We start from the raw sequence: 23418 nt of genomic DNA, 5'->3' as shown, positions 1-23418 counted from the left end.
TTGTGTGCGTTTAGCGGCGGTCAGCGCCGCTAAACGCACACAAATCGCAGGGCTTCCGGGCTACAGGTACGTGACCCCGAGCAGCACCAGCGAGAAGATCACCGGCGACACCGGCAACGCCCACAGGAACGCCGCCCACGTGTGGGACTTCGCCTGATACTTGCGCCGGCCGAAGTATGCGCCCGCGGCGCCACCGATGAACGACAGGGCAGCGACCAGCAGCACCCAGATGTTCACCCGTGAGCCTTCGGTCGCCAAGGTGATGGCGGCCAGCCACAGGATGTGGCCGACCACCAATCCGACTATGCCGGCGACGATTTCGTTTCTCAAAAGTTGATCATGTGGCCGGCCAGACCGTGGAAGCACTCCTGCAGCGCCTCCGACAGGGTCGGGTGGGTGTGCACATTGCGGGCCAACTCGTTGGCGGTCAGGTCCCACTTCTGGGCCAGCGTCAACTCCGGCAGCAGTTCGGACACGTCGGGCCCGATCAGGTGCCCGCCGATCAGTTCGAGGTGCTTCTTGTCCGCGATCAGCTTCACGAATCCGGTCGGGTCGGCCAGGCCGTGCGCCTTGCCGTTGGCGGTGAAGGGGAATTTGGCGACCACAACGTCGTATCCCTCGGCCTTGGCCTGCTCCTCGGTGAGCCCGAAGCTGGCCACCTGCGGCTGACAGAAGGTGGCGCGCGGCATCATCCGGTAGTCACCCATCGCCAGAGTCTCTGCGCCGCCGATGGTTTCGGCCGCGACAACACCCTGCGCCTCGGCGACGTGGGCCAGCTGCAGCTTGCCGGTGACATCGCCGATGGCATAGATACCCGGCACATTGGTACGCATGTAGTCGTCGATACCGATGGCCTTGCGGTCGGTGAGTGCGACGCCGGCCGCCTCCAGGCCGAAGCCCTCGACGTTGGGCGCAAAGCCGATGGCCTGCAGCACCTTGTCGGCCTTGAGCTCCTCGGACTTGCCGTCCTTGCTGACCGTCACAACGACGGGCCCGTCGCCCCCGTTGTCCACGATTCCCTCGACCTTGGTGCCAGTGAGGATCTTCACGCCCAGCTTCTTGTACTGCTTCTCGATCTCCTTGGAGACCTCGGCGTCCTCGTTGGGCAGCGCGCGCGGCAGGAACTCGACGATGGTGACGTCGACCCCGTAGTTCTTCAGAACGTAGGCGAACTCCATGCCGATCGCGCCCGCGCCGGCGATGATGATCGACCCCGGCAGCTCGCGCGAGAGGATCTGGGTTTCGTAGGTGACCACGTTGTCGGACAACGAGGTACCCGGCACCAGACGGGTCGACGATCCGGTGGCGATGATGGCGTTGTCGAAGGTGAGCTCTTCGGTCCCGCCCTCGTTGAGCTTCACCGACATCGCCTTGGGCCCGGTGAAGGTGCCGTAGCCGTGGACCTCGGTGATCTTGTTCTTCTTCATCAGGAAGTGCACGCCGGCGACGCGGCCGTCGGCGACCTTGCGGCTGCGGTCGAAGGCGGCGCCGTAGTCGAAGGTCGCCTCACCGGTGATGCCGAAGGTCTTGGCTTCCTTGTTGAAGATGTGCGCGAGTTCCGCGTTGCGCAGCAGCGCCTTGGACGGGATACACCCGACATTCAGGCACACGCCGCCCCAGTATTTGGGTTCGACAATTGCGGTATTCAGCCCCAGTTGGGCGGCACGAATGGCCGCGACGTATCCACCGGGACCAGCTCCGAGAACGACGACGTCAAAGTGGGTCACGACCCCACCCTAATGGGCGGCGCAATGGTCCTACCGGCCGATCCAGCCGAACACGTAGGCGCCGTAGAAGACCGCCGCCGCGGCCAAGGCCGCCACCGGCGCAGACATCAGGGCGATCGCCAGGGCCGAGACCAGCGCTTTGCGCTGGGCCGTCGAGGCCACCAGGGCGCCCAGCGTGGTGACGACGACGTAGGCGAGGACGGCGAACACCGGCCAGGTCTTGTCGGCCGACTGGTACCAGTAGTAGTACAGGCCGGCCCCCGCCGCGGCGGAGACGAACCACACCCCGGCCAGGATGCCCACGAACGTCCACCACTTGACGTACAGGTATGACCCTTCCACCACGATGGGCGGAGCCGGCGCGGGCAGCGGCGCCGAAGGCGCGTCGTCGTCGGAAGCGGTTTCGTCGTCGAGTGCGGTCTCGTCCGGGGTCATGTCTTCCGCGGACGTCGGTTCCGACGGCAACTGCTGGTCGAGGGCCTCGTTCTCCCCCGTGTCGAACAGCGGGGCGAAGTCCGCGGTGGAGGTGTCGACGTCTTCAGCCATGCGATGCCACCTGGACGATCGCCAGGGCACCGAACCAACCGGGCGCGATGGCCAGCACAGATGCGCCGAGCGTGGTAACCCACCGTCGCCCCGACACCAGCACCATCAGTATCCCGAGGACCCCGGGCACCCCGAGGACGAGGGCGATCACCACATCGGGCCGGACGGTGACCGTGACCAGCAATGTTGTGGCAATGCCTACCAGCAGCCCGACCGCTACGCCGACCAACATCGCGCTGGTCAGCAGCCACGCCCGTGGCAGCGGAATCACTCTTCGACGATAACGCCGCGACCCGCGACGGCCCGCTACATCCGTGCGGCGCGTCCGCTTGGGATCGGACAGGCGTCGGCGGCCTCGTCGACGACGTGGCTGCCGGTATCGGAAGGTCGGGCACCGGCGCTGTACTGCGCGCCGGTCACCGGTGGATCTTCGGCCAACAGGTCGTTCTCGGCGTCGGTGAAGGCCCGGCCGCGGGACAGGAACCGCATGCCCTCCGGCGCTTCCAGGCTGAAACCGCCGCCGCGGCCCGGAACCACGTCGATGACCAGCTGGGTGTGCTTCCACGCCTCGAACTGCGGACCGGATATCCACACCGGCACACCCGCATCGCCCACGTCGAGAACACCCAGCAGGATGTCGCGATCGCCGACGATGAACTCGCCGTCGGGGTAACACATCGGCGATGACCCGTCGCAGCATCCGCCGGACTGGTGGAACATCAATGCCCCGTGCCGTTCCTGTAACCGCGCCAACAGTGCGGCAGCGGCCGCGGTGATCAGGGCCCGAGCCGGTGCCTGACCCATCGCGTCCTCGCTTCTCCTCGACAGTGGTGTTGTTCAGCTCACATTACGCGCGCGGTCACAATGGACGCGTGGCAACGGACCCTTACCTGTGGCTTGAGGACATCACCGGCGACGACGCGTTGGCGTGGGTGCGTGCGCACAACGAACCGACGCTCGCCGAGTTGAGCGGTGACCGCTTCGAGGCGATGCGCTCCGAGGTGTTGGAGATCCTCGACACCGATGCGCGGATTCCCTACCCGGGACGGCGCGGCGAGTATCTGTACAACTTCTGGCGCGACGAGGCGAATCCACGCGGCCTGTGGCGGCGCACCACATTGGAGAGCTACCGCACCGATGATCCGGACTGGGACGTGATCCTGGACATCGACGAGCTGGCCCGCGCCGAGGACGAGAACTGGGTATGGGCCGGTCCCGAGGTGATCGAACCCGAGCACACGCTGGCGATGATCAGCCTGTCCCGGGGCGGGGCCGACGCTACGGTGGTACGCGAGTTCGACATGCGGACAAAACAATTCGTCCCCGGAGGGTTCGAGCTGGCCGAGGCCAAGTCGTCGGTGTCCTGGGAGGACGAGGACACCCTGCTGGTGTGCACCGACTTCGGCGAGGGCTCCATGACCGAGTCCGGCTATCCGCGTATCGCCAAGCGCTGGCGCCGTGGCGAGCCGTTGTCCGACGCCGAGACGGTGTACGAGGCCGAGCCGACCGATGTCCGGGTGATCGCCTCGATCGACCGGACACCCGGCTTCGAGCACACCCGGTTGGGCCGCTACACCGACTTCTACAACCGCATCCGCTACGAGGTGCGCGACGGCGAGCTCATCGAACTCAAGGTGCCGACCGACTCCTCACTGTCGTTGCACCGCGAGTGGTTGCTCATCTCGTTGCGCACCGACTGGCAGGTGGGTGGGGTGACCTATCCGGCGGGCGCGTTACTGGGCACGAAATTCGACGATTTCCTGTCCGGGACAACCGATCTGGCGATGATCTACGAGCCCGACGAGCACAGCAGCCTGTCGAGTGTGCAGTGGACCAGGGACAAGCTGATCCTGATCACGCTGCGTGACGTCGCCAGCCACGTCGAGGTCGTCACGCCCGGCACCTGGGAACGCGCAGACGCGCCGGACATCCCGCCGGCGACGGACACCATCGTCGTCGACATCGATCGATTCGGTGACGAGGTCTTCTACAACTCAAGCGGATTCACCACCCCGTCGCGGCTCCTGTACGGCACTGCCGGCGGGCCACTGGTCGAGGTCAAGTCCGCACCGGCGTTCTACGACGCCGCCGGTATCGACGTCGAGCAGTTCTTCGCCACGTCGAAGGACGGCACCGAGGTTCCGTATTTCGTCGTCGGCCGCCGCGACGAGCCGAGCCCTACGTACCTGTACGGCTATGGCGGATTCCAGAACTCGTTGACGCCGGGCTACATCGGCGGCATCGGCCGGGCCTGGCTGGAACGCGGTGGCACCTACGTGCAGGCCAACATCCGCGGCGGCGGGGAGTACGGCCCGCGCTGGCACAAGCAGGCGATGCGGGAGCACCGCCATGTGGTGTACGAGGACTTCGCCGCCGTCGCCGCGGATCTGGTGCGCCGCGGCATCACCACGGTCGAGCAACTCGGCGCCTCCGGCGGCAGCAACGGCGGGCTGCTGATGGGCGTGATGCTGACCCGGTACCCGGAACTGTTCGGGGCACTGGTGTGCAGTGTGCCGCTGCTGGACATGAAGCGTTACCACCTGCTGCTCGCCGGCGCCTCATGGGTCGCCGAGTACGGCAATCCCGACGATCCGGCGGACTGGGAGTTCATATCGAAATACTCGCCGTACCAGAATATTTCGAAGGACGCGAAGTATCCGCCGATCCTGATCACCACCTCGACCCGCGATGATCGGGTGCACCCCGGGCACGCCAGGAAGATGGCCGCGGCACTGGAGGCCGCCGGGCACCGGGTGCTGTACTACGAGAACATCGAAGGTGGCCACGGCGGCGCGGCTGACAACAAGCAGGCCGCATTCAAGGCAGCGCTGACCTACGAATTCCTGTGGCAGACGCTGCGGTCCTAGCGGCCCCTGGGCACCGGCCCTGACAGCTACGTTGAGGCAACCACGCCCGATATGCTGACCGCCATGTCGGTGTTGCGCCGCTACCTCGCCTTTCAGACCATGATGTTCGTTTTCGGCATCGTGGGCCCGATCTTTCTGGTCGTCTACTTTGCCTCGCAGCCGGATCCGGCGCTGAAGTGGATGTACTGGGCCGGCTTGTTCGTCACCGCCGCGGACATTCTGATCGCCCTGGCGCTCACCGCATCGAGTGTCAAACAGGACCGGACACCCGCCGACGCCCGTTTTGCCGTCGCCTTCCAGAACTTCCGCCAGCGGCGCGACGACGACTCCTGACGGCGTCGTTTAGCCCTGGCTCTGCGTGTCAGACCCACAGACCGGCGTCCACCGGCGCAAACTTCACCCATGCAATCCATGCCTGCTCTGGAATTGCTGGGCCGTGTCGGGTTCGCGACACTGCTGGGCATCGCGATCGGTATGGAGCGCCAGTGGCGGTCCCGGCTGGCGGGCCTGCAAACCATGGCGTTGGTCAGCATGGGCTCGGCGCTGTACCTGATCCTCGGTGCGTACGCATTCGAGGGCGCTGACCCCACCCGCGTGGCAGCGCAGATCGTCACGGGCATCGGCTTTCTCGGTGCGGGCGTGATCATGAAACAGGGCACGTCGGTGACCGGCCTGAACACCGCTGCCACACTCTGGGCGACCGCGGCCGTCGGCGCTATGGCCGGTGCATGGTTCTGGCGTGAGGCCACCGCCGCCGCGGGCATCATCATCGTGGCCAACGGCCTGCTGCACTCAATCGGCCAACGCATGGATCGCGTCAAATCCCGCGCCGGCCGGGAGACCTCACCGGCCGACTACGTGCTCGACGTGGCCTGCCGGGCCGACGCGGAAGCCGACGTCCGGGCCGTCATCCTGCGGGCGGTCGCCGGCCCCGAACTGCAGCTCCGGTCGCTGCTCTCGACGGCCACCTCGGCACCCGATGAGGTTCGGCTCCGCGCCGAACTGTCAGCGGACGTCCGGGACGACAAGGTGCTCGAAGACGCGATTGCCAATGTCAGTCTGCAGCCCGAAATCCGGTCGGCCCGTTGGTCGATCCGCGACGAGGCACCGGCCAGTTGGATCGGCAAAGACTGAGTATCAGGCTGCAAGTCCTTCTTCGTCCAGCTGAATCGCCGCTGACATCGCGAGATCTACACCAGGGTCGTGATTTTCGCGGCGAACGACCCAGGTGCAGAAACCGGCGGAAAGTCAGCTGGGGCGACGCCGCAATCCCCCGAGCAGCGCCACGACGATCCCGAACACCACCAGTCCCCCACCGGCCGCCAGCGTGAGGTTGAGCCATTGGTGCAGGCTGCCGATCGCGTGGCCGGCCATGGCGTCGGCGATCTGCCGGATGTCGCCGCTGGTGTGGTTGAGCGCTTCGTTGAGGTAACGGCGGCCCGCCTCCAGCCCGGCCCATCCGGCGGCACCCACCAGCAATGCGGAAATCCCCAGGGCAGCAAGGGCTTTACCGCGGGAACGGGCGGCAGCCAAAGTGAACAGGGCCAAGACACCGGCCAGCACCGTCACTCCGATGCTGACCCAGGGCCCCCACACCGCCAGCGGACGCAAGATGCCCGGCCGCAAGCTGTCAGGGGCCGACGACGCGATGGGAACCGTAAGTGTTTGCGGCACTTCGACACCGAATCCGGACAGGGTTTCGCGGAACGACGCATCCGAGAGCATCGGGGCGAGGTCGATCACCCAACTGCCGTTCTCGTTGCGGGACAACCTGTCAGTGAACATCCAGGTGTGCGAGACCTGATTGGCCAGGGCGAACTGTCCGGGGAACGCCGACCCCGCGGTGTAGGCACCCGCGACAGCGCGGATCTGCCGCGAGTCCACGTCGGACCCGCTCCTGGCGGCCAGTGATTGCACCTGGGTGGTGAGTTCACCGGCGACCGCCTGCTGCAACTGCGGGTCGGCGGCCGCGGCTGCGGCGAACGCCGAATAACCCTGCTGGTCGATGATGTTCTTCTGCACCCACGCCGACGGCACCGCCGCCGCCAGCAGGATCGTCGTCAAAACCCACAGGAACAGCGTCATGACGAATCGCACGCCGCCTCCTACTCTCGGGCGGCGGCCAGACTGCTCAGTCCGACAGGGCACGCCCCACGATCAGCGGATCGGCGTGGCCGACCACCTCAAAATCCTTGTTGTCGTAATCGAACTTACCGAGCACGTACCGCATGGCGTTGATGCGGGCGCGTTTCTTGTCGTTGCTCTTGACCACGGTCCAGGGCGCCATCTCGGTGTCGGTCCAGGCGAACATGTCTTCCTTGGCCGCGGTGTAGTCGTCCCATTTGTCCAGCGAAGCGAGGTCGGTGGGTGAGAGCTTCCACTGCCGCACCGGGTCGACCTGGCGGATGGTGAACCGGGTGCGCTGCTCGGATTGCGTGACGGAGAACCACAGTTTGGTCAGGCTGATGCCGTCGTTGACCAGCATCTGCTCGAACAACGGGGCCTGACGGATGAATTCGGCATGCTGCTTGGGCGAGCAGTAGCCCATGACGCGTTCCACCCCGGCACGGTTGTACCAGGACCGATCGAACAGCACGATCTCACCGGCGGCCGGGAGGTGCTGTACGTAGCGCTGGAAGTACCACTGGGTGCGTTCTTTTTCGGTCGGCTTCTCCAGAGCGACGACGCGGGCCCCGCGAGGGTTGAGGTGCTCCATGAACCGTTTGATGGTGCCGCCCTTGCCCGCGGCGTCGCGCCCCTCGAACACGATGACGTGCCGCAGGCCGTTGCTCTGACTCCACTTCTGCAGCTTGAGCAGTTCGATCTGCAGCAGCCGTTTCTGCTCCTCGTACTCTTGCCGCGACATGCGGTCCTCGTACGGGTAGTTCTCCCGCCAGGTGTCGACGACCTCGCCGCTGGGTTCCAGCAGCAGAACTGGGTCGTCATCGTCGTCGTCACGGACCGCGTACCCGGTGATGTCGAGAGTCACCGGCGCAACCTAGCGAACCGCGAGGACGAAATGGTGATGCTCGGGTGAACGTCCGGTAGCAGCGGCCGCCGACACGTCGCCGAAGTGCAGTAGTGCATTACTCGGTCCACCCGGCCGGCTGGGCTCCATCATCACTGGTGTCAACGGTCACGCACCATCTTCGAGAAGGGCCTCTCTTGTTCACGAAACGTGTTGTTCGCAGGTTCTCGGTCGGCTCGGCGCTGGCGGCCGGAGTTGGCGCGGTAGCGATGATCGGAGCGGGCACGGCCGGCGCCGCGCCGGGTATCTCCTACGACCGGGGCCCGGGTGACCCGATAGGAATCGGGGACAACTCTGCCACCGGCGCCCGGGCCAACGCGTCCAACGACAACCGGGCGTTGGCCATCAGCGTGTTCCGGCCGGCCACGGCTACGGCGGTCGGTCAAAACCGCTCTGGCAACAAGATGTTCGCACTCGACGGCACGGCGGGCTTCCAGAAGGACTACATCGACCCGTATACCGGCGACCACGACAACACGGTGGTGGCGATCAACGGCACGGCGATGGTGCACGGTGAGTGGACCAACGTGCTCGCCGTCGGCGGCAAGGTTTCGAACAGGCCCATCGCCACCTACCCGGACGGCTCGCAGGCGTTCGCACCGAGTAGGGCGGCGTCCACCTTTCCCGTGATCGTCCCCAGCTCCGTGGTCGTGGTCTGCGGACAGCGGATCACAGGAAGCGACGACATCTTCGAGACGTCCGGAGGCGCCGCCTGCCAGCCGTAGCCCGGTTACTTGGACTTACGACGCGGACGAGCCAATGCCAGCTTGGTCATCAGCTTGTTCATCCGGGCGAGCGCCTTCTCCGAGTTGTTGTAGTACGTGCCGCCGGCGCCGACGTTGGTGCGCGGGACCACCACGGTCTCCTGCTTGCAGAACTTGCGCACCCCGTCCACACCGCCGAAGCGGGCTCCGATGCCCGACGCCTTCCAGCCGCCCATCGGCGCCGTGGTGCACATCAGGTTGGAGATGACGTCGTTGACGTTGACCGCACCGCAATCGAGCTGCAGTGCAACCGCTTTGGCCCGCTCGACGTCCTTGGAGAACACCGACGCGCTCAGGCCGTACTGGCTGTCGTTGGCGAGCCGCACCGCCTCCTCGACGGAGGACACCTTCATGATCGGCAGCGTCGGCCCGAAGGTCTCCTCGGTCATGCAGGCCATCGAGTGGTCGACGTCGACGAGCACGGTCGGCTCGAAGAAACTACCCCCGCCCTCGGGACGCTTGCCTCCGGTCAGCGCCTTGGCGCCGGCGGCGACGGCATCCTTGACGTGGCGGTCGGTGATCGCCACCTGGCTCTCGTCGATCTGGGAGCCGAAGTGGTAGCCCTCACCCGTGCCCATCTTGAGGTTTTCCACGGCGCGCACGGTCGCGGCGACGAACTGGTCGTAGACCGACTCGAGCACATAGACCCGCTCGGTCGAGACACAGGTCTGGCCGGCGTTGAACATCGCGCCCCATACAGCCGCGTTCGCGGCGAGTTCGACGTCGGCGTCTTCCAGCACGATCATCGGGTCCTTGCCGCCGAGCTCCAGGCTGACGGGGGTCAGCCGGCGGGCGGCCCGCTCCATCACCTTGGCGCCGGTTGCGCTGGAGCCGGTGAACTGGATGTAGTCGGAGTTGTCGATGACGGCCTCGGACACCGCACGCGCACCCTGCGCGAGGGCGAACACCTCGGGCGCACCGGAATCGAGCCAACCGCGCAGCAGTACCTCGGCGGTCAGCGGGGTGCGCTCGGAGGGCTTGAGCAGCACGGCACACCCGGCGGCCAGGGCGCCGATCGCGTCCATCATGGCGTTGGCCACGGGGTAGTTCCACGGCGCGATGATGCCGATGACCGGCCGCGGCCGGTAGTGCACAGCGATCTTCTTGATGGACAGGAACGCCAGCGGGGCGGGCCGGGAATCCGGCTCCATCGCCTTCTCGACCACCTTGATGTAGTACGAGAGGATCATGATCAGCAGCGGGACCTCTTGGGCGGCGTCCATGGCCGACTTACCGGTCTCGGCGATCAGGAGTTTCTCGATCTCGTCGCGGTGGTCGCCCAACCAGACCGCGTAGCGGGCGAGCACCTTGGCCCGGCCTTTCGCGCCGCGGGCCTCCCACTCCTTCTGAGCTTCCCGCAGACCGGCCGCGATGCGTGGCACGTCGGCCGCATCGGTCCATGTCACCTGGCCGGCGACGGCACCGGTCGCGGGGTTGTGGATGGTGCCGGAACCCGTGAACTCTCCGGTCAGATCAACATCTGGCGTCGCTGTCATGGGGCCTATGTTAATCACCGTTTGTGACGCACGTCGCACCGGGGTTGACACCTGTCAAGTGCGGAGGCGATGACGACTACGCCCAGATCAACGAAATGGTCGCTCCGCGGGTGCGTGAGCGACCTTCTCGATGATTTCGAGGGGGCTTATCCCGGTCGTGGCGACCCCTCGTCTGCAGAGGAGCGGAGCCGGCAACGTGTGATGACCCCCCAGTCACCGCACGCTGCCGGCTCCGCCGGCTATCAGTCCTCTGATCCCTTCGAGGCAGCCTTCTGGGCGGCCTTCGGGGATTCCTTCGGCGTGACCTTCTTGGTCAGGTTCTTCGCCGCGGTCTGCACCCGCGTCACGGCCCTGTTCACGTTGGCCTTGACCTTGTCACGCCGCTGCTCGGCCCGGTCCTTCGCGCCGTCGAGCGACTTGTTGATCGAGGTGTTGAGGGACGTCACATGTGGCTTGAGCTTGTCCACCTTCGGCGAATCGGCCTCGGGAGATGCGGCGGCATTCAACGTGGCAACCCGCGAGGTGACGCCCCGAGCCGACGTGTCCGCCTCCTCGATCACATCTCCGTTGGCGTTGACGTTGACCCCGAGCGCGTGGGCAATATTCACCCGCGTGTCCCGCGTGGCCGTCCACAGCTTCTCGTTACGGAACCGCATGAGCGCCCCGTCCTCGGGACCTTGCTCGGTAAACACGCCATCGGTGCCACCCCCGAGCGACTCGGGCAGAGCCAACGCCAGACCCTCGATGGTCGGGTCGGCGACCCACAACGGGGCGTCCGTGTATGACCGGACCGCCGTGTAGAGGGCCTCGTTGTCCCCCTCGACAATCGCCTGCGCGATAGCGACCACGCCGACCGCCCCGAGCACGGCGCCGTTCATGCCTCGCGTCGCCGACTCGGTCAGGCCCGCCGCGAGCATCGCGGTGTAGTTCGCGTTCGGCCACGGGGTGTCGACGCCGAGAGCGTCGGCGAACTGACCGTTGATCGCGTCCCGAAGGCCCAGAAGTTCGTTGTTGCGGAACTGCATGAAGGCGCCGTCACCGGTCGTGATGTTGGTGATGTGGTCCGAGCCGCCACCAAACTCTCTCGGGACCGTGATGGCGATCGCCTCGATCAGCGGATCGGCCACGTAGAGCGGCGAATCGACAATCTGGCGGATCTGCGAGAACAGCCGCTCGTTGTCACCGGCGGCGATCTGCGCGGCGAGCACGAACGGGGTGAGCGGTACCTGCAAGAACTGATCGGCAAGCCGTTGCCCGGACAGGAACGCCAACCCGAGTTGATTCATACCCGTGAAGTCGGCCATCAGCGATGCCGAGGCGTCCACGATGCGCGGCGGGGTCGGCGTCGGCGCTGCCACCGGAGTGATGGCGATGACGCCGGCGGTGGCCGCGGCCACGCATGCGGTCAGACCGCTCGAGACAAGACTTGTCATAGGTGAATCCCCTCGGAAACTGGCTGTTTGGCCTGGCTGATTGCCTGGTCCGGGCAGAAAATTACCTGTTGCTAATCAAGATCTCAGCTTTTTCTCAGGTAGCCGGATGCAGGTATTTGCACATGCAAACATCCACCCTTTCGGACGTGTTGCCGCAAAGTACTTTGCGTAACCATCAGCCCAGCTCGTGACGGTTGAGAAAATTTGCCAGCCGCCCACGCCACGGCCGAAAGTCTTGCCGGACGCAACCATGCGATTCGGCTTGTCGGCCTGAACAATCAAGTGGTTCTTGACAGTTGGGGCCATCGCCGGGGACGCCAGAGCTGCCGACGGTGGCGCCCTACGAATCGAATCCCTGACATGAGTTGCCACCACCCAAAAAGGGTGAGGCCGAAAGGTGATCGCTCAGCGAAGCTCAGATGGACCGCTTGCCACCCTGCCGTGCTCGCCTTCGCGGGCCAGGATCGCGGAAATGCACACAACTGACGATCCCAGCAACACCCCGCCGACGGTGTCGGTGAAGTAGTGGAAGGTGATCGACAGGCCGAAGATGCCGAGCAGGACGACGCACACGGCTGTCGCCAGCGCCCACATTCGCATGCAGGCCACCAGCATGAGCAGGCCGGTCGCCGTCACGAGGAACGTGGTGTGTCCGCTCGGATAGGCCAGTGCGCCCTCCTTCTCCCTGCCGAAGAGAGGTTTGACGAGCCGCACGACGGTGATCGCCAGCAACGGACTGACCACCATGGCGAGGGCCAACCGCTTGCGCTGTTGCCGCAGCGCCACGACGATGCCGATCACCAACGCGGCGGCCACCAGAGGTGGCTTGGTGAACACGAGGAACACAGACCGGTGCGAACCCAAGTCGCTACCGAGGCTCTGAAACCAGTCGTCGATCGGAATCGGTGCGCCACGCACTGCCCAGCCCAGCAGCACCATGGCGGCGAGAAGGCCGACCGGCACCCACCATCGAGGGGTCAAGGGATGATGCCGCGCAGATACGCCGCCTGTCCGAGGTGCTGAGCGCAATCGTCGATGATGCTGACCAACCGCGCGCTCGCCGTCACTGGCGGATCCCACCGCGTATCGACGATGCGGCCCAGGTCGTCAGAGGTCACGCCGGCGATGTAGGCCAGTGTCACCTTGTGCACGGCCAGGTAATACCCCGCCAACAGCTCGGCCGGTGCGTGCACCTTCGCGACATCGTCGGGCCCGTGCCCGTACCCGATGTCGTCGGCGGGCAGGTCGAGCCCGAAGCGGTCTTTCCATCCATCGCGGGTCCACACCTGCTCGATCCCGGCGATGTCACACAACTGCAGGTCCTGGCATCGGGCACTGTGCCAGATCAACCAGGCGATGCTGTTGGCCTGCGGGGTGGGGCGATAACTGGAGACCTCCTGGGTCAACCCCTCGGTGAGATCGTCGACGTGCTCGATGAGCCGGGTGAATGCGTCGCGCAGCAATTCTCGGACGGCATCGGAATCAGCGGCAGCCATGACCTCGACGCTACTCGCGGACCGGCCCGCCACCGCGCGGGCTAGCATCACCGCCATGCCGTTGAATTCCGGCGAGGTGTTCGCCGGTTACACGATTCAACGTCTGCTCGGCTCGGGCGGCATGGGTGAGGTGTATCTGGCGCAGCATCCGCGCCTGCCCCGCCAGGATGCGCTCAAAGTCATGCCCGCCGCCCTGACCGGCGATGCTCAGTATCGCGACCGGTTCAACCGCGAGGCCGATATCGCCGCCTCGCTGTGGCATCCCCACATCGTCGGCCTGCACGATCGCGGCGAGTACGAGGGCCGGCTGTGGATCGCGATGGACTACGTCGACGGCACCGATGCCGCACGGCACGTGCGCGAGCGTCACCCCGGCGGGATGCCGCTCCGGGAGGCGGTCGAGATCATCACCGCCATCGCCGAGGCACTCGACTACGCCCACGAGCGCAACCTGCTCCACCGCGACGTCAAACCCGCGAACGTCCTGCTGACCGGACCGGACGCCGCGCGGCGCCGGATCCTGTTGGCCGACTTCGGCGTTGCCCGCCGGACAGACGACATCAGCGGGATCACCGCGACCAACATGGCCGTCGGCTCGATGGCCTACTCCGCTCCCGAACAGCTGCTCGGGCAGCCGCTGGACGGGCGGGCGGATCAATACTCCTTGGCGGCCAGCGCATTTCAGCTCCTGGCCGGGCACTCGCCGTTCCATCATTCCAATCCCGCGGTGGTTATCAGCAAGCAGCTCAACGAGCGCCCGCCCAGCCTGCGCATCCTTCGCCCTGAACTGGCCGACCTGGACGATGTGGTGCTCAAGGGCATGGCCAAGGAGCCCGGCGCCCGGTTCCGTCGATGCAGCGACTTCGCGAAGGCTCTCGCCGGCGACAGCGCGACCGCCCCGGTCAGGCAGCGGCCCCGCACGCGGGTGTCGCCGCCACCGCTGTCAGCCGATCCGTCACCGGTGTCGGCCGAACCTCCACGCATCATCGCGGCCCCGGCCTTCGCCACACCCCGTGGCCCGTCGATCAGCGCGCCGTACCCCTCCCCCATCTGGTCTGGCCCCAGCCCGCAACCTCGGCCTCCCCAGAAGCGCAGTACCGCAAGGGTTGTGCTGCCGATCGCGCTGGCGGTGCTCCTGGTGTGCGCCATCGGCTTCGCGGTCAGCCAGTTCGGCCGGACCACGCCGGAGCCGCGCAGCACCCCGTCATGGCAGCCGTATGTCGAGGCCGCCCGGACCTTCGCGCTGCACACCGTCACCGTGAGCGCCGACACGGCCGACAGCGATCTCGAGGCGATCATGGACGGCGCCACCGATGAGTTCCGCGCCGACCTGAGAAGCCAGGCGCCGGCGATCAAACGCAAGGCCCGGGAACTGGGTGTGAAGACTGACGGAACGATCACCGGGGCGGGCGTCGAATCGTTGTTCTCCGATGAAGCGGTCGTGCTCGTCACTGTCGACACGAAGGTCACCGTGACGAGCAATCGGGTGGGCGTGGTCTCACTGCAGCGGATGCGGGTCACCGTCGAGCATGTCGACGGCGGCTACAAGGCCTCGAAACTGGAGTTCGTCAACTGATGGAGGCACGCACACGAGGCTGGACGCTGCTGATCGTCCTGCTCATCGTCGGGACCGTGGCCGCCGCCGGCCTGGGTTTCTGGCAGCTCTCGGTCAAGAACCGGCCGGCGCCCGCGCCCATCGCCGACGGCGACCGGGCGCGCGAGCAGGTCACCGATTTCGTCGCCACCAATGTGGTCAAGATGCTGAGCTTCACCCCGACGACGAGCCGGGCAGACATGGACGCGGTGGCCGAGGTGCTGACCGGCTCAGCGGTCGACGAGTACCGCAAGACGATCCGCACGAAGGCGGACAACATCACCCAGACCGCGACGGTGCGCCACACCGGTGTGGAGTCGCTGACGGCCGACGCGGCCAGCGTGGTGGCATTCGTCGACCAGAAAACCGAGGCCGCCGGTGACGGTGCGCAATCGACCAAGGATGGGCTGGCTTACCGAGTCAGCCTCACCCGCGTGCACGGCGACTGGCTGATCTCGGAATTGGAACCGCTGTAGCGGCTACTGCGGCGCGGCTCCGTGGAAGACCGCCTCGACGTTGTTGCCGTCGGGATCGCGGACGAAGGCGCCGAAGTACCCCGGGTGGTACTCGGGCCACAGCCGCGGTGCATGCAACGACTCGGCGCCCAGTTTGAGCGCGGCCTCGTAGAACGCCGCGACCGCGTCCACGCCCGCGGCCTGAAACGCCACGTGGATTTCCCGGTTGGGGCCCTTGGCCTCGCCGGCGCCGGCATCGGCGATCCAGAAGTCCGGATGCCCTTCCGTGCCGTAGCCGATGGCCACGCCGTAATCGAGCTGCCGGGTAAAGCCCAGCACGCCGAGCACGGTGTCATAGAACTCGGTGGACTTGGGAAAATCGGAGCAGTTGATGCCGAAGTGATCGATCACGGCCTGATCCTGACACGGGCCGCCGACAAGCCCGCGAATTTCGGCCAACCCCATGGGCATACACAGCCGGGAGTCGTAGGTTAGTTAGATGAGCTACGACCTGTGTATCCGTGGCGGCACGATCATCGACGGCCTGGGCGGCGAACCGTATGTTGGTGACGTCGCGGTGCGCGACGGCGTCATCGCCCAGATCGGCACCGGGGTTGGTTCCGTGGCCGGGACCGCCGCACGCGAGATCGATGCGACCGGGCTGCTGGTCACCCCGGGGTTCGTGGACCTGCACACGCATTACGACGGTCAGGCCATCTGGTCGGACCGGCTCAACCCGTCCTCGGCCCACGGGGTCACCACGGCCGTGATGGGCAACTGCGGTGTCGGGTTCGCGCCGTGCCGGCCCGACGATCATGACGTGCTCGTCGACGTGATGGCCGGGGTGGAGGACATCCCCGGGGTCGTCATGGTCGACGGTCTGCCGTGGACGTGGGAGACGTTCCCCGAATTCCTCGACGCGTTGTCGTCGCGGCGCCTCGATATTGATGTGGCGGCGTTCCTGCCGCATTCACCACTGCGGGTGTACGTGATGGGTCAACGGGGCGTCGATCGCGAACCGGCCACCGCCGAGGATCTGGCGCTGATGCGCAAGCTCGCCGCCGAGGCGGTGCATTGTGGCGCGCTGGGGTTCGCGTCGTCCAGGCTGACCATCCACAAGACCGAGAGCGGCAAGCCGATCCCGAGTTACGACGCGGGCTACGCGGAGATCGAGGCGATCGCCCGGGGCGTCGACGACGCCGGCGGTGGCCTGATCCAGTTCGTGCCGGATCTGGTAGCGGGCGACTACGAACCGGCACTGCAGACGGTGTTCGACGTCGCGGCCGACGTCGGGTTGCCGGTCACCTTCACCCTGGCCATCGGCAATGCGGGCCCCGCGTTCTTCGAAGACGCGCTGCGAATGGTGGAGAAGGCCAACTCCAACGGCGGCAGCATCTCGGCACAGATCTTCCCGCGGCCGATCGGACTGGTGCTGGGCCTAGAACTGTCCGGCAACCCGTTCGTGCTCTACCCCAGCTACCGGGAGATCGCGCACCTCCCACTCGCCGAGCGCGTCGCCGAGATGCGTAAGGCCGAAGTCCGCCAACGTATCCTGAGTGATTCCTCGGCCAGTGACGGGCATCCGCTGATGTTCGCGGTGCAGGCCTGGGACTACATGTATCCGCTGGGCGAGGTGCCCGACTACGAACCCGACCCGTCGAACTCCATCGGTGCGAGGGCCCGGGCGCGCGGCGTGGACCCGCTGGAGGAGGCCTACGACCGCCTGCTCGACGACGACGGGCACGCCATGCTTCTGGTGACGCTGGCCAACTTCCGTGACAACTCGCTCGACACCGTCGCCGAGCTGCTCCGGCGCGACGACGTGGTGCTCGGCCTCGGTGACGGCGGCGCGCACTACGGCATGATCTGCGATGCGAGCTTTCCCACCTACCTGCTGACGCACTGGGTACGCGACCGGGCCGGCGACAGGTTGTCGTTGGCCCAAGCCGTCCGCGAGCTGACATCGGTGCCCGCCCGCGTCGCCGGACTGGCCGACCGTGGCCGAATCGCGTTGGGCTACAAGGCGGATCTCAACGTGATCGACCATGCGGCGCTGCGGTTGCACCGGCCGGTCGTCGCCCACGATCTGCCCGGGGGTGGGCGCCGGCTGGACCAGACCGCCGACGGTTACGTCGCCACCGTGGTGTCCGGACAGGTGATCGCCGAACACGGTGTCCCCACCGAGGCGCGGCCCGGTCGGCTGGTCCGGGGCAAACAGCCCGCACCCATGTGACAGGTCCGCCACGACGGGGCGCCAACAGAACTATTCTCACGTCATGAGCGTGAAAGTGGATCTCAACCAGCTGGCCGACAAGCTGACGGACTACACGTTCGCCTACCTCGTCACGGTCGACGACGACTACCACGCACACACGGTGGCGGTCGAGCCGCACTTCGTCGACGGCGTCATCGACATCGGTGCCGTCGGGGACCACACCCGCAGGAATCTCACCCTGCACGACGCGGTGACCCTGATCTGGCCGCCACACAAGCCCGGTGGTTACTCGTTGATCGTCGACGGCCGCGGTAAACCCGCCGCCACCGACGACGACACCCCGCAGGTCGTTCCCAGTCGTGCGGTGTTGCACCGCAGGCGGCCGGCTCAGGCGCCGAGCTCGGCGAGCAACGACTGCGTGGTGCTCTCCGAGAACTGAGTGGGTTCAACGCCATGTGGGCGCTCGACGTGCGACAGCGTCCGCGTCGTAGGTTTGTCGGGTGAACCGTGACCGCATGACGCGGGTCGAGCCGCTGGCGCAGCCGTGGAGCGACGACGACGCCGCCGGCATCAACAGTTGGGGTCATCCCGATCGCACCTACGAACCGTTGCTACTGGTGCGGTGCCTGCAGCGCCACCCGGATCTGGCGGCCCGGCTGCGGAAACTGGGCGAGTCACTCTACGTCGATGCTCGGCTGCCACCGCGGGTGCGCACCATCGCGATCCTGCGGATCTGCGCGCTCGTGGGCTGTGAGTACGAGTGGGGTGGGCAGGCAGCGTTCTGGGGTCCGATCGCGAAGGTCAGCGACGAGGAGTGCGACGCCCTGGTCACCGGCGCCGAAGCGGGGTGGACCGATTTCGAGCGCGTGCTGATCGGGGCTGTCGACGAACTGGAACGCACCGGGTCCTGGACGACCGAGACGTGGGATGCGTTGGGGCGCAAGCTCGACGACGAACAACGGATGGAACTGCTCGTGGCGCTCGGCTGGTATCGGACCATCTGCACGCTGTGCAATGGCCTGGACCTGCCCGTCGAAGGGTGGATGCGACCCTGGCCGGCTAACCAGCCGACCGGTCGCGGCGCAGCGCGGGGTGCTGGCGGACCAGCATCGGCAACAGGATCCGTCGCGGAATCAGTTGCGCCACACGGGTCGTGAACCGGCTGGGGGCACCGGGGATCACCATGCCGCGGTCGTCGTCGAGTGCGTCGACGCCGGCCCGCGCCACATCCTCGGATGACATCCACAACGCCTTCGGGAACGCCGCGGCGAACTTTCGCTCGTCCATACCGGCGGTCCGGAGGAACTCGGTACGCACCGGGCCGGGGCACAGCGTCGCGACGGTGACACCGGTGCCGGCCAGCTCGGCGCGCACGCCGTCGGTGTAGCTGTGCACGAACGCCTTGGTGGCGGCATAACCCGCCTGCCCGGGGAACGGGTGGAAGCCGGCGGTGGAGCCGACGTTGAGGATCGCGCCCCGGCCGCGGGGAACCATCAGCTGCACCGCGCGGGTGGTCAGGTCGATCACCGCTTCCACATTTACCCGCACCTGGGCGATCTCGTCGGCGGGTGGCGATGTCACCACCGAGCCCATGGTGCCGATGCCGGCGTTGTTGACCAGGATGTCGACGGTAAGGCCGCGTTCGGCGATGGTGTCGAAAAGTCTTGCGCGTGAGTCGGGGTCGACGATGTCGCAGGCGATCGTCTCTGCTCTGGTGGCCAGTTCGGCGGCCAGCTCCCGCAGCTTGTCTTCGCGGCGGGCGACCAACGTGACGCCGTAGCCGCGGCGGGCCAGTTCGCGGGCGATATCGGCACCGATGCCCGAGGAGGCGCCGGTCACGACGGCGGTGGTGGTCGGTGACGGCGGCGGCAACGGCATGGGATTGACCCTACTTCTTGCCCCTACTTCCATGCCTTCGATGCCGAGTGGCCAGTTGATGCACACCGACCACCGAAACGCGTGACACAACTGGACACTCGGCGGCACGAAAAAGCCCCGGCGCGCGTAGCGCACCGGGGCTTTTCTCGTGAAGGGACTTAGAAGTCCATACCGCCCATGCCACCGGTCGGGTCGCCCGCGGGCGCCCCGGCCTTCTCCGGCTTGTCGGCGACGACAGCCTCGGTGGTGAGGAACAGTGCCGCGATGGACGCCGCGTTCTGCAGCGCCGAGCGGGTGACCTTGACCGGGTCGGCAACGCCGGCGGCCAGCAGGTCCTCGTACTCACCGGTCGCGGCGTTCAGGCCGTGACCCGCGGGCAGGTTCGACACCTTCTCGGCGACGACACCCGGCTCCAGACCACCGTTGAAGGCGATCTGCTTGAGCGGAGCCGACAGCGAGACGCGCACGATGTTGGCGCCGGTGGCCTCGTCACCGGTGAGCTTCAGCTCGTCCAGCGACGGAGCCGACTGCAGCAGAGCCACGCCACCACCGGCGACGATGCCCTCTTCGACGGCAGCCTTGGCGTTACGCACGGCGTCTTCGATGCGGTGCTTGCGCTCCTTGAGCTCCACCTCGGTGGCAGCCCCGGCCTTGATCACCGCAACACCGCCGGCCAGCTTGGCCAGGCGCTCCTGCAGCTTCTCGCGGTCGTAGTCGGAGTCGCTGTTCTCGATCTCGGCGCGGATCTGGGCGACACGGCCCTGGATCGCGTCGGCATCGCCGGCACCCTCGATGACGGTGGTCTCGTCCTTAGTGACGACGACCTTGCGGGCCTGGCCCAGCAGTGCGACATCGGCGGTCTCCAGCGAGAGGCCGACCTCTTCGCTGATGACCTGGCCACCGGTGAGGATGGCGATGTCCTGCAGCATGGCCTTGCGACGGTCACCGAAGCCCGGGGCCTTGACGGCCACAGACTTGAAGGTGCCACGGATCTTGTTGACCACCAGGGTCGACAGGGCTTCGCCCTCGACGTCCTCGGCGATGATCAGCAGCGGCTTGCCGGACTGGATGACCTTCTCCAGCAGGGGCAGCAGATCCTTGACGGTCGACACCTTGGAGCTGACCAGCAGGATGTAGGGATCCTCCAGGACGGCTTCCTGGCGCTCGGCGTCGGTCACGAAGTAACCCGAGATGTAGCCCTTGTCGAAGCGCATACCCTCGGTGAGCTCGAGCTGCAGGCCGAAGGTGTTGCTCTCCTCGACGGTGATGACACCCTCGTTGCCGACCTTGTCCATGGCCTCGGCGATCAGGTCGCCGATGGACTGGTCACCGGCGGAGATACCGGCGGTGGCAGCGATCTGCTCCTTGGTCTCCACCTCCTTGGCGCTCTTCAGCAGCGTCTCGGTGACCTTTTCCACGGCCTTCTCGATGCCGCGCTTCAGGCCGAGCGGGTTGGCGCCGGCAGCGACGTTGCGCAGACCTTCGCGAACCAGGGCCTGGGCCAGAACGGTGGCGGTGGTGGTGCCGTCGCCTGCGACGTCGTCGGTCTTCTTGGCGACCTCTTTGACCAGCTCAGCGCCGATCTTCTCGTACGGGTCCTCCAGCTCGATCTCCTTGGCGATGGACACACCATCGTTGGTGATCGTGGGGGCGCCCCACTTCTTCTCCAGGACGACGTTGCGACCCTTGGGGCCCAGCGTCACCTTTACCGCGTCGGCGAGGGCGTTCAGACCCCGCTCGAGGCCACGACGGGCCTCTTCGTCATACGCAATTGTCTTAGCCATTGCGAAGTGTTTCCTCCGGATTGGGGATGCACGTCTTGTTGGCCGGGCTCAGTGCCCGCGACGGACGACTGGGGTGTGCTCCCGCAGGTGCGGCCCCGGTCTCACCGTCCCGACCTAGCACTCACTGATCGAGAGTGCCAACTGCATTCTTAGCACTCGACCAGGGCGAGTGCAAGGTTTCAGACGCCGGCTCGGGCTTTCCTGGTTCCGCCGCTGGCGAAAGTCGCCGATTTCCACCTCTTGGCTGCCCCCTGCGCGCTCTGGCGCCCCCTGGGTAGAACTCGGTGTAGGCGCGGCCATCGCGAAGAACATTGCCGCGGTTTCCCGTCCTGACATGGGCCGACGCTGTGGCAGAGTTTCCAGCCGAGGGGGTCATGATGGTGGACTTGACGCGCAACGACACGACGAGCACTGATGACGAGCACAGGGCCGCTGTGACGTGGGCGGGCCGGTTGGCCATCGCGCTTGCTGTCGGACTGACGTTGGGAGCTGTTGGGCTCGCGGTTTATGCCTATGCCGCACGGGTCCCGGCCGGGCAAACCGCGACCTACCTGGCGCCGGCGAGCCAGCTTCTGCTCGTCTCGCTCATCTGCATGTGCGTCGCCGGAGCGGCCACCATCTGGCTCGGTGCGCGGGCCGTCGCTGGTCTCGACACTGCCGGGCATGCCTCGCTACTTCTTGCGGGAACCGTCGCCATCGCGGCGTACGGACTCCTCAGCGCCAAGCCTCCACTGCACAGGATGTTGATCTCGGGTCCCGATGCGCGTCCGGTCATCGTCATCGCCCAGGTGTCCTGGCTCGTGCTCGCGGGCGCAGCGGTGCTGCTGCTCGCCGGTGCCACATCCGCATCTGCCAACCGTGCGCGCAGGCCCGGCCGGGCTGCGCTCGCCGTGTCGACGGCCTGCGGCGTCACCATCGCCGTGGTGGCCGGCCTCGCTGTCACCTCGCTCAGCTCGGTCGGAGCATCCTCGGCGACCACCGCCGCGCGTGTGCCGATCCCCGCCGTGCCGACGTCCGTGGGTACAAATGTGGCCTACAGGGTGAAGGTCGACGAGCAGGGGGTTCGTCCGGCCGGACCTGGATTCGTCGGCATCACGGACCGCGCGGTCGTCAGTTTTGACGGGTCAACCGGCGCTCAACGTTGGCGGTTCCCGACGGCCGACCTGCCCGAGCGCTGTGGCGACGTCACAGTGTGGTCGACCGGGATCGGCGACGATGCGGTCGTGGTGGTTCAGTGCACTCGGCCGCCCAATACCCTTGAGCCGGACAGGTATTCGCCTGCCGGCGATGATCGGGTTGCTTTCCTGGTCGGTCTCGATGCCTCGACGGGTGAACAGCTTTGGCTCAACGACGCGGACTGGCACCTTCGGGGCCGAGCGAATGGCGACGGTGACATCTTGGCAGCGGTCAGCACCGACAAGATCGGGGCGCTCGATCCGAGGACCGGTAAACCATTGTGGGCCAGGGACCGTCCGGACGACGACTGCGGCCGAAGCCGCTACGACGCCGTCGGCTCCACGCTGATCATCGTCGACCCGTGTGGCGACGCGCTGCACGCGTACGACGCGGAGTCCGAGTACACCATCGACTTCACCAAGCAGCCCGGCTTCCCATCGGGTGACGTGGACACGGAATGGCTGGCGGTCGACGGCGGCGTGGTCGCCGTGTATGCAAGTGGAATCAACAGCGTTGACGGCGTTCTTCTGTCCGTCGATGTCGAGACCAAGGCGGTGCAGGTCACGCCCGAACCCTTCGTTCGCACCCCGGATCTCGAGAAATCGCTTCCTGGGCCCGTTGTCGAGCTCGGGAAGGACGGCCGGGCAAGGACGGTCACCCTGTATGTCCCCGCAGAGCGACGGGAGGTGCGGGCAACAGGCGTGGCAATGTCCGCCGATCCCAGGGCGCAGCGGTGGGCTCGGGTCGGCGACGAGTTCGTGACAGCCGCTGCCTATCAGGACAACTTCGACGAGGTACTCGCCACTGTGCCGGCCATAGGCGGGCAAGCCACACTCAGACCGAATCCTTGCCACCGTGCCGGCGGCGTGATGCCGGTGCCAGGAGCAGTTCTGGCGTTGTGCGCCAACCACTCCGATCGCGGAGAAGTCAACGGCTACGACGTCCTCGGGCTGCGCTGA

At 66.5% G+C, this 23418-nt stretch carries 24 protein-coding genes; 10 read left to right on the top strand and 14 right to left on the bottom strand.

Annotated features, from left to right (window positions below; all coding sequences use genetic code 11):
• Nucleotides 1–60: 60 nt before the first annotated feature.
• The 5 genes from QQ25_RS04945 to QQ25_RS04925 are packed head-to-tail and all read right to left on the bottom strand — an operon-like array spanning nt 61 to nt 3077.
• Complete coding sequence (locus QQ25_RS04945) at nt 61–330, bottom strand: flagellar basal body-associated FliL family protein (protein WP_039314362.1); 270 nt, start codon at nt 328–330, stop codon at nt 61–63.
• Nucleotides 327–1727, bottom strand: coding sequence for a dihydrolipoyl dehydrogenase (gene lpdA, locus QQ25_RS04940; RefSeq protein WP_039377531.1), 1401 nt, complete (start codon nt 1725–1727; stop codon nt 327–329). The genes QQ25_RS04945 and lpdA overlap by 4 nt, the downstream gene beginning before the upstream one ends.
• Nucleotides 1728–1757: 30 nt before the next feature.
• Complete coding sequence (locus QQ25_RS04935; RefSeq protein ID WP_039377530.1) at nt 1758–2273, bottom strand: hypothetical protein; 516 nt, start codon at nt 2271–2273, stop codon at nt 1758–1760.
• Nucleotides 2266–2544 carry a putative holin gene (locus tag QQ25_RS04930; protein WP_039314352.1) on the bottom strand — a complete coding sequence of 93 codons (279 nt, stop codon included), beginning with the start codon at nt 2542–2544 and terminating at the stop codon, nt 2266–2268. Before QQ25_RS04930 ends, QQ25_RS04935 begins: the two co-directional genes overlap by 8 nt.
• A 35-nt stretch (nt 2545–2579) precedes the next feature.
• On the bottom strand, nt 2580–3077 hold the full coding sequence (locus QQ25_RS04925; protein WP_039314349.1) for a DUF779 domain-containing protein: 498 nt from the start codon (nt 3075–3077) through the stop codon (nt 2580–2582).
• 26 nt (nt 3078–3103) lie between these two features.
• On the opposite strand from QQ25_RS04925, the gene QQ25_RS04920 reads away from it, so the two are divergent.
• The 3 genes from QQ25_RS04920 to QQ25_RS04910 all read left to right on the top strand — a co-directional run bounded on the left by QQ25_RS04920 (nt 3104) and on the right by QQ25_RS04910 (nt 6274).
• A complete protein-coding gene (locus QQ25_RS04920; protein WP_264019309.1) occupies nt 3104–5140 on the top strand; it encodes a prolyl oligopeptidase family serine peptidase in 2037 nt (678 codons plus the stop codon).
• 63 nt (nt 5141–5203) lie between these two features.
• Complete coding sequence (locus QQ25_RS04915; RefSeq protein WP_039377815.1) at nt 5204–5473, top strand: hypothetical protein; 270 nt, start codon at nt 5204–5206, stop codon at nt 5471–5473.
• 78 nt (nt 5474–5551) lie between these two features.
• Nucleotides 5552–6274: an MgtC/SapB family protein gene (locus QQ25_RS04910; RefSeq protein ID WP_039377529.1), complete on the top strand. Its 723-nt coding sequence runs from the start codon at nt 5552–5554 to the stop codon at nt 6272–6274.
• A gap of 114 nt (nt 6275–6388) precedes the next feature.
• Here QQ25_RS04910 and QQ25_RS04905 read toward each other — a convergent pair whose 3' ends face one another.
• Entirely contained in the window at nt 6389–7237 is an 849-nt protein-coding gene (locus QQ25_RS04905; RefSeq protein ID WP_039377528.1) for a hypothetical protein, read from the bottom strand.
• 34 nt (nt 7238–7271) lie between these two features.
• Nucleotides 7272–8129, bottom strand: coding sequence for a polyphosphate kinase 2 (gene ppk2, locus QQ25_RS04900; RefSeq protein ID WP_029110721.1), 858 nt, complete (start codon nt 8127–8129; stop codon nt 7272–7274).
• A 176-nt stretch (nt 8130–8305) separates the two neighbouring features.
• Between ppk2 and QQ25_RS04895 the strand changes: the two genes are divergently transcribed.
• The gene (locus QQ25_RS04895) at nt 8306–8893 is read left to right on the top strand and encodes a hypothetical protein (RefSeq protein ID WP_131546093.1); all 588 of its coding nucleotides are present in this window, start codon (nt 8306–8308) and stop codon (nt 8891–8893) included.
• A gap of 5 nt (nt 8894–8898) precedes the next feature.
• On the opposite strand, the gene QQ25_RS04890 is transcribed toward QQ25_RS04895, so the two are convergent.
• The 4 genes from QQ25_RS04890 to QQ25_RS04875 form a co-directional block, all read right to left on the bottom strand.
• Nucleotides 8899–10428 carry an aldehyde dehydrogenase family protein gene (locus QQ25_RS04890; RefSeq protein ID WP_039377526.1) on the bottom strand — a complete coding sequence of 510 codons (1530 nt, stop codon included), beginning with the start codon at nt 10426–10428 and terminating at the stop codon, nt 8899–8901.
• A 242-nt stretch (nt 10429–10670) separates the two neighbouring features.
• Nucleotides 10671–11861: a hypothetical protein gene (locus tag QQ25_RS04885; protein ID WP_131546091.1), complete on the bottom strand. Its 1191-nt coding sequence runs from the start codon at nt 11859–11861 to the stop codon at nt 10671–10673.
• Nucleotides 11862–12266: 405 nt separating this feature from the next.
• The gene (locus QQ25_RS04880) at nt 12267–12842 is read right to left on the bottom strand and encodes a phosphatase PAP2 family protein (protein WP_169748627.1); all 576 of its coding nucleotides are present in this window, start codon (nt 12840–12842) and stop codon (nt 12267–12269) included.
• Nucleotides 12839–13357 carry a mycothiol transferase gene (locus QQ25_RS04875; RefSeq protein ID WP_039314328.1) on the bottom strand — a complete coding sequence of 173 codons (519 nt, stop codon included), beginning with the start codon at nt 13355–13357 and terminating at the stop codon, nt 12839–12841. Before QQ25_RS04875 ends, QQ25_RS04880 begins: the two co-directional genes overlap by 4 nt.
• A 55-nt stretch (nt 13358–13412) precedes the next feature.
• Between QQ25_RS04875 and QQ25_RS04870 the strand changes: the two genes are divergently transcribed.
• Both QQ25_RS04870 and QQ25_RS04865 read left to right on the top strand, forming a co-directional pair.
• Nucleotides 13413–14933 carry a serine/threonine-protein kinase gene (locus tag QQ25_RS04870; RefSeq protein WP_039377524.1) on the top strand — a complete coding sequence of 507 codons (1521 nt, stop codon included), beginning with the start codon at nt 13413–13415 and terminating at the stop codon, nt 14931–14933.
• Nucleotides 14933–15427, top strand: a complete 495-nt coding sequence (locus tag QQ25_RS04865; protein ID WP_039377523.1) for a hypothetical protein — start codon at nt 14933–14935, stop codon at nt 15425–15427. Before QQ25_RS04870 ends, QQ25_RS04865 begins: the two co-directional genes overlap by 1 nt.
• 3 nt (nt 15428–15430) lie before the next feature.
• Here the strand turns inward: QQ25_RS04865 and QQ25_RS04860 are convergent, their stop codons facing one another.
• Complete coding sequence (locus QQ25_RS04860) at nt 15431–15817, bottom strand: VOC family protein (RefSeq protein WP_039377814.1); 387 nt, start codon at nt 15815–15817, stop codon at nt 15431–15433.
• A gap of 88 nt (nt 15818–15905) precedes the next feature.
• On the opposite strand from QQ25_RS04860, the gene QQ25_RS04855 reads away from it, so the two are divergent.
• From QQ25_RS04855 to QQ25_RS04845, 3 genes are all read left to right on the top strand, one after another.
• Nucleotides 15906–17639, top strand: a complete 1734-nt coding sequence (locus tag QQ25_RS04855) for an N-acyl-D-amino-acid deacylase family protein (RefSeq protein ID WP_039377522.1) — start codon at nt 15906–15908, stop codon at nt 17637–17639.
• Nucleotides 17640–17682: 43 nt separating this feature from the next.
• Nucleotides 17683–18060, top strand: coding sequence for a hypothetical protein (locus QQ25_RS04850; RefSeq protein ID WP_039314319.1), 378 nt, complete (start codon nt 17683–17685; stop codon nt 18058–18060).
• Nucleotides 18061–18136: 76 nt separating this feature from the next.
• A complete protein-coding gene (locus QQ25_RS04845) occupies nt 18137–18778 on the top strand; it encodes a carboxymuconolactone decarboxylase family protein (RefSeq protein WP_110812339.1) in 642 nt (213 codons plus the stop codon).
• Here the strand turns inward: QQ25_RS04845 and QQ25_RS04840 are convergent.
• Both QQ25_RS04840 and groL read right to left on the bottom strand, forming a co-directional pair.
• The gene (locus QQ25_RS04840) at nt 18681–19499 is read right to left on the bottom strand and encodes an SDR family NAD(P)-dependent oxidoreductase (protein WP_039377521.1); all 819 of its coding nucleotides are present in this window, start codon (nt 19497–19499) and stop codon (nt 18681–18683) included. The genes QQ25_RS04845 and QQ25_RS04840 overlap by 98 nt on opposite strands.
• 158 nt (nt 19500–19657) lie before the next feature.
• Nucleotides 19658–21283 carry a chaperonin GroEL gene (groL, locus tag QQ25_RS04835; protein WP_039314313.1) on the bottom strand — a complete coding sequence of 542 codons (1626 nt, stop codon included), beginning with the start codon at nt 21281–21283 and terminating at the stop codon, nt 19658–19660.
• Between the two features lie 386 nt (nt 21284–21669).
• Between groL and QQ25_RS04830 the strand changes: the two genes are divergently transcribed.
• A complete protein-coding gene (locus tag QQ25_RS04830) occupies nt 21670–23418 on the top strand; it encodes a BamB-related PQQ repeat family beta-propellar protein (RefSeq protein WP_157847804.1) in 1749 nt (582 codons plus the stop codon).

It is taken from the genome of Mycolicibacterium setense, from assembly GCF_000805385.1.
Lineage (GTDB): Bacteria > Actinomycetota > Actinomycetes > Mycobacteriales > Mycobacteriaceae > Mycobacterium > Mycobacterium setense.
The sequence above is the reverse complement of the archived record's forward strand: the minus strand, read 5'-3'. Positions and strand labels throughout refer to the sequence as shown.

Bases quoted from the DNA above. Each gene is read 5' to 3' on its own strand.
- QQ25_RS04935 (WP_039377530.1), bottom strand. From the start codon at position 2,273: ATGGCTGAAGACGTCGACACCTCCACCGCGGACTTCGCCCCGCTGTTC.
- QQ25_RS04925 (WP_039314349.1), bottom strand. From the start codon at position 3,077: ATGGGTCAGGCACCGGCTCGGGCCCTGATCACCGCGGCCGCTGCCGCA.
- QQ25_RS04915 (WP_039377815.1), top strand. From the start codon at position 5,204: ATGTCGGTGTTGCGCCGCTACCTCGCCTTTCAGACCATGATGTTCGTT.
- QQ25_RS04910 (WP_039377529.1), top strand. From the start codon at position 5,552: ATGCCTGCTCTGGAATTGCTGGGCCGTGTCGGGTTCGCGACACTGCTG.
- QQ25_RS04890 (WP_039377526.1), bottom strand. From the start codon at position 10,428: ATGACAGCGACGCCAGATGTTGATCTGACCGGAGAGTTCACGGGTTCC.
- QQ25_RS04885 (WP_131546091.1), bottom strand. From the start codon at position 11,861: ATGACAAGTCTTGTCTCGAGCGGTCTGACCGCATGCGTGGCCGCGGCC.
- QQ25_RS04875 (WP_039314328.1), bottom strand. From the start codon at position 13,357: ATGGCTGCCGCTGATTCCGATGCCGTCCGAGAATTGCTGCGCGACGCA.
- QQ25_RS04870 (WP_039377524.1), top strand. From the start codon at position 13,413: ATGCCGTTGAATTCCGGCGAGGTGTTCGCCGGTTACACGATTCAACGT.
- QQ25_RS04865 (WP_039377523.1), top strand. From the start codon at position 14,933: ATGGAGGCACGCACACGAGGCTGGACGCTGCTGATCGTCCTGCTCATC.
- QQ25_RS04855 (WP_039377522.1), top strand. From the start codon at position 15,906: ATGAGCTACGACCTGTGTATCCGTGGCGGCACGATCATCGACGGCCTG.
- QQ25_RS04850 (WP_039314319.1), top strand. From the start codon at position 17,683: ATGAGCGTGAAAGTGGATCTCAACCAGCTGGCCGACAAGCTGACGGAC.
- QQ25_RS04845 (WP_110812339.1), top strand. From the start codon at position 18,137: ATGACGCGGGTCGAGCCGCTGGCGCAGCCGTGGAGCGACGACGACGCC.
- QQ25_RS04840 (WP_039377521.1), bottom strand. From the start codon at position 19,499: ATGCCGTTGCCGCCGCCGTCACCGACCACCACCGCCGTCGTGACCGGC.
- groL (WP_039314313.1), bottom strand. From the start codon at position 21,283: ATGGCTAAGACAATTGCGTATGACGAAGAGGCCCGTCGTGGCCTCGAG.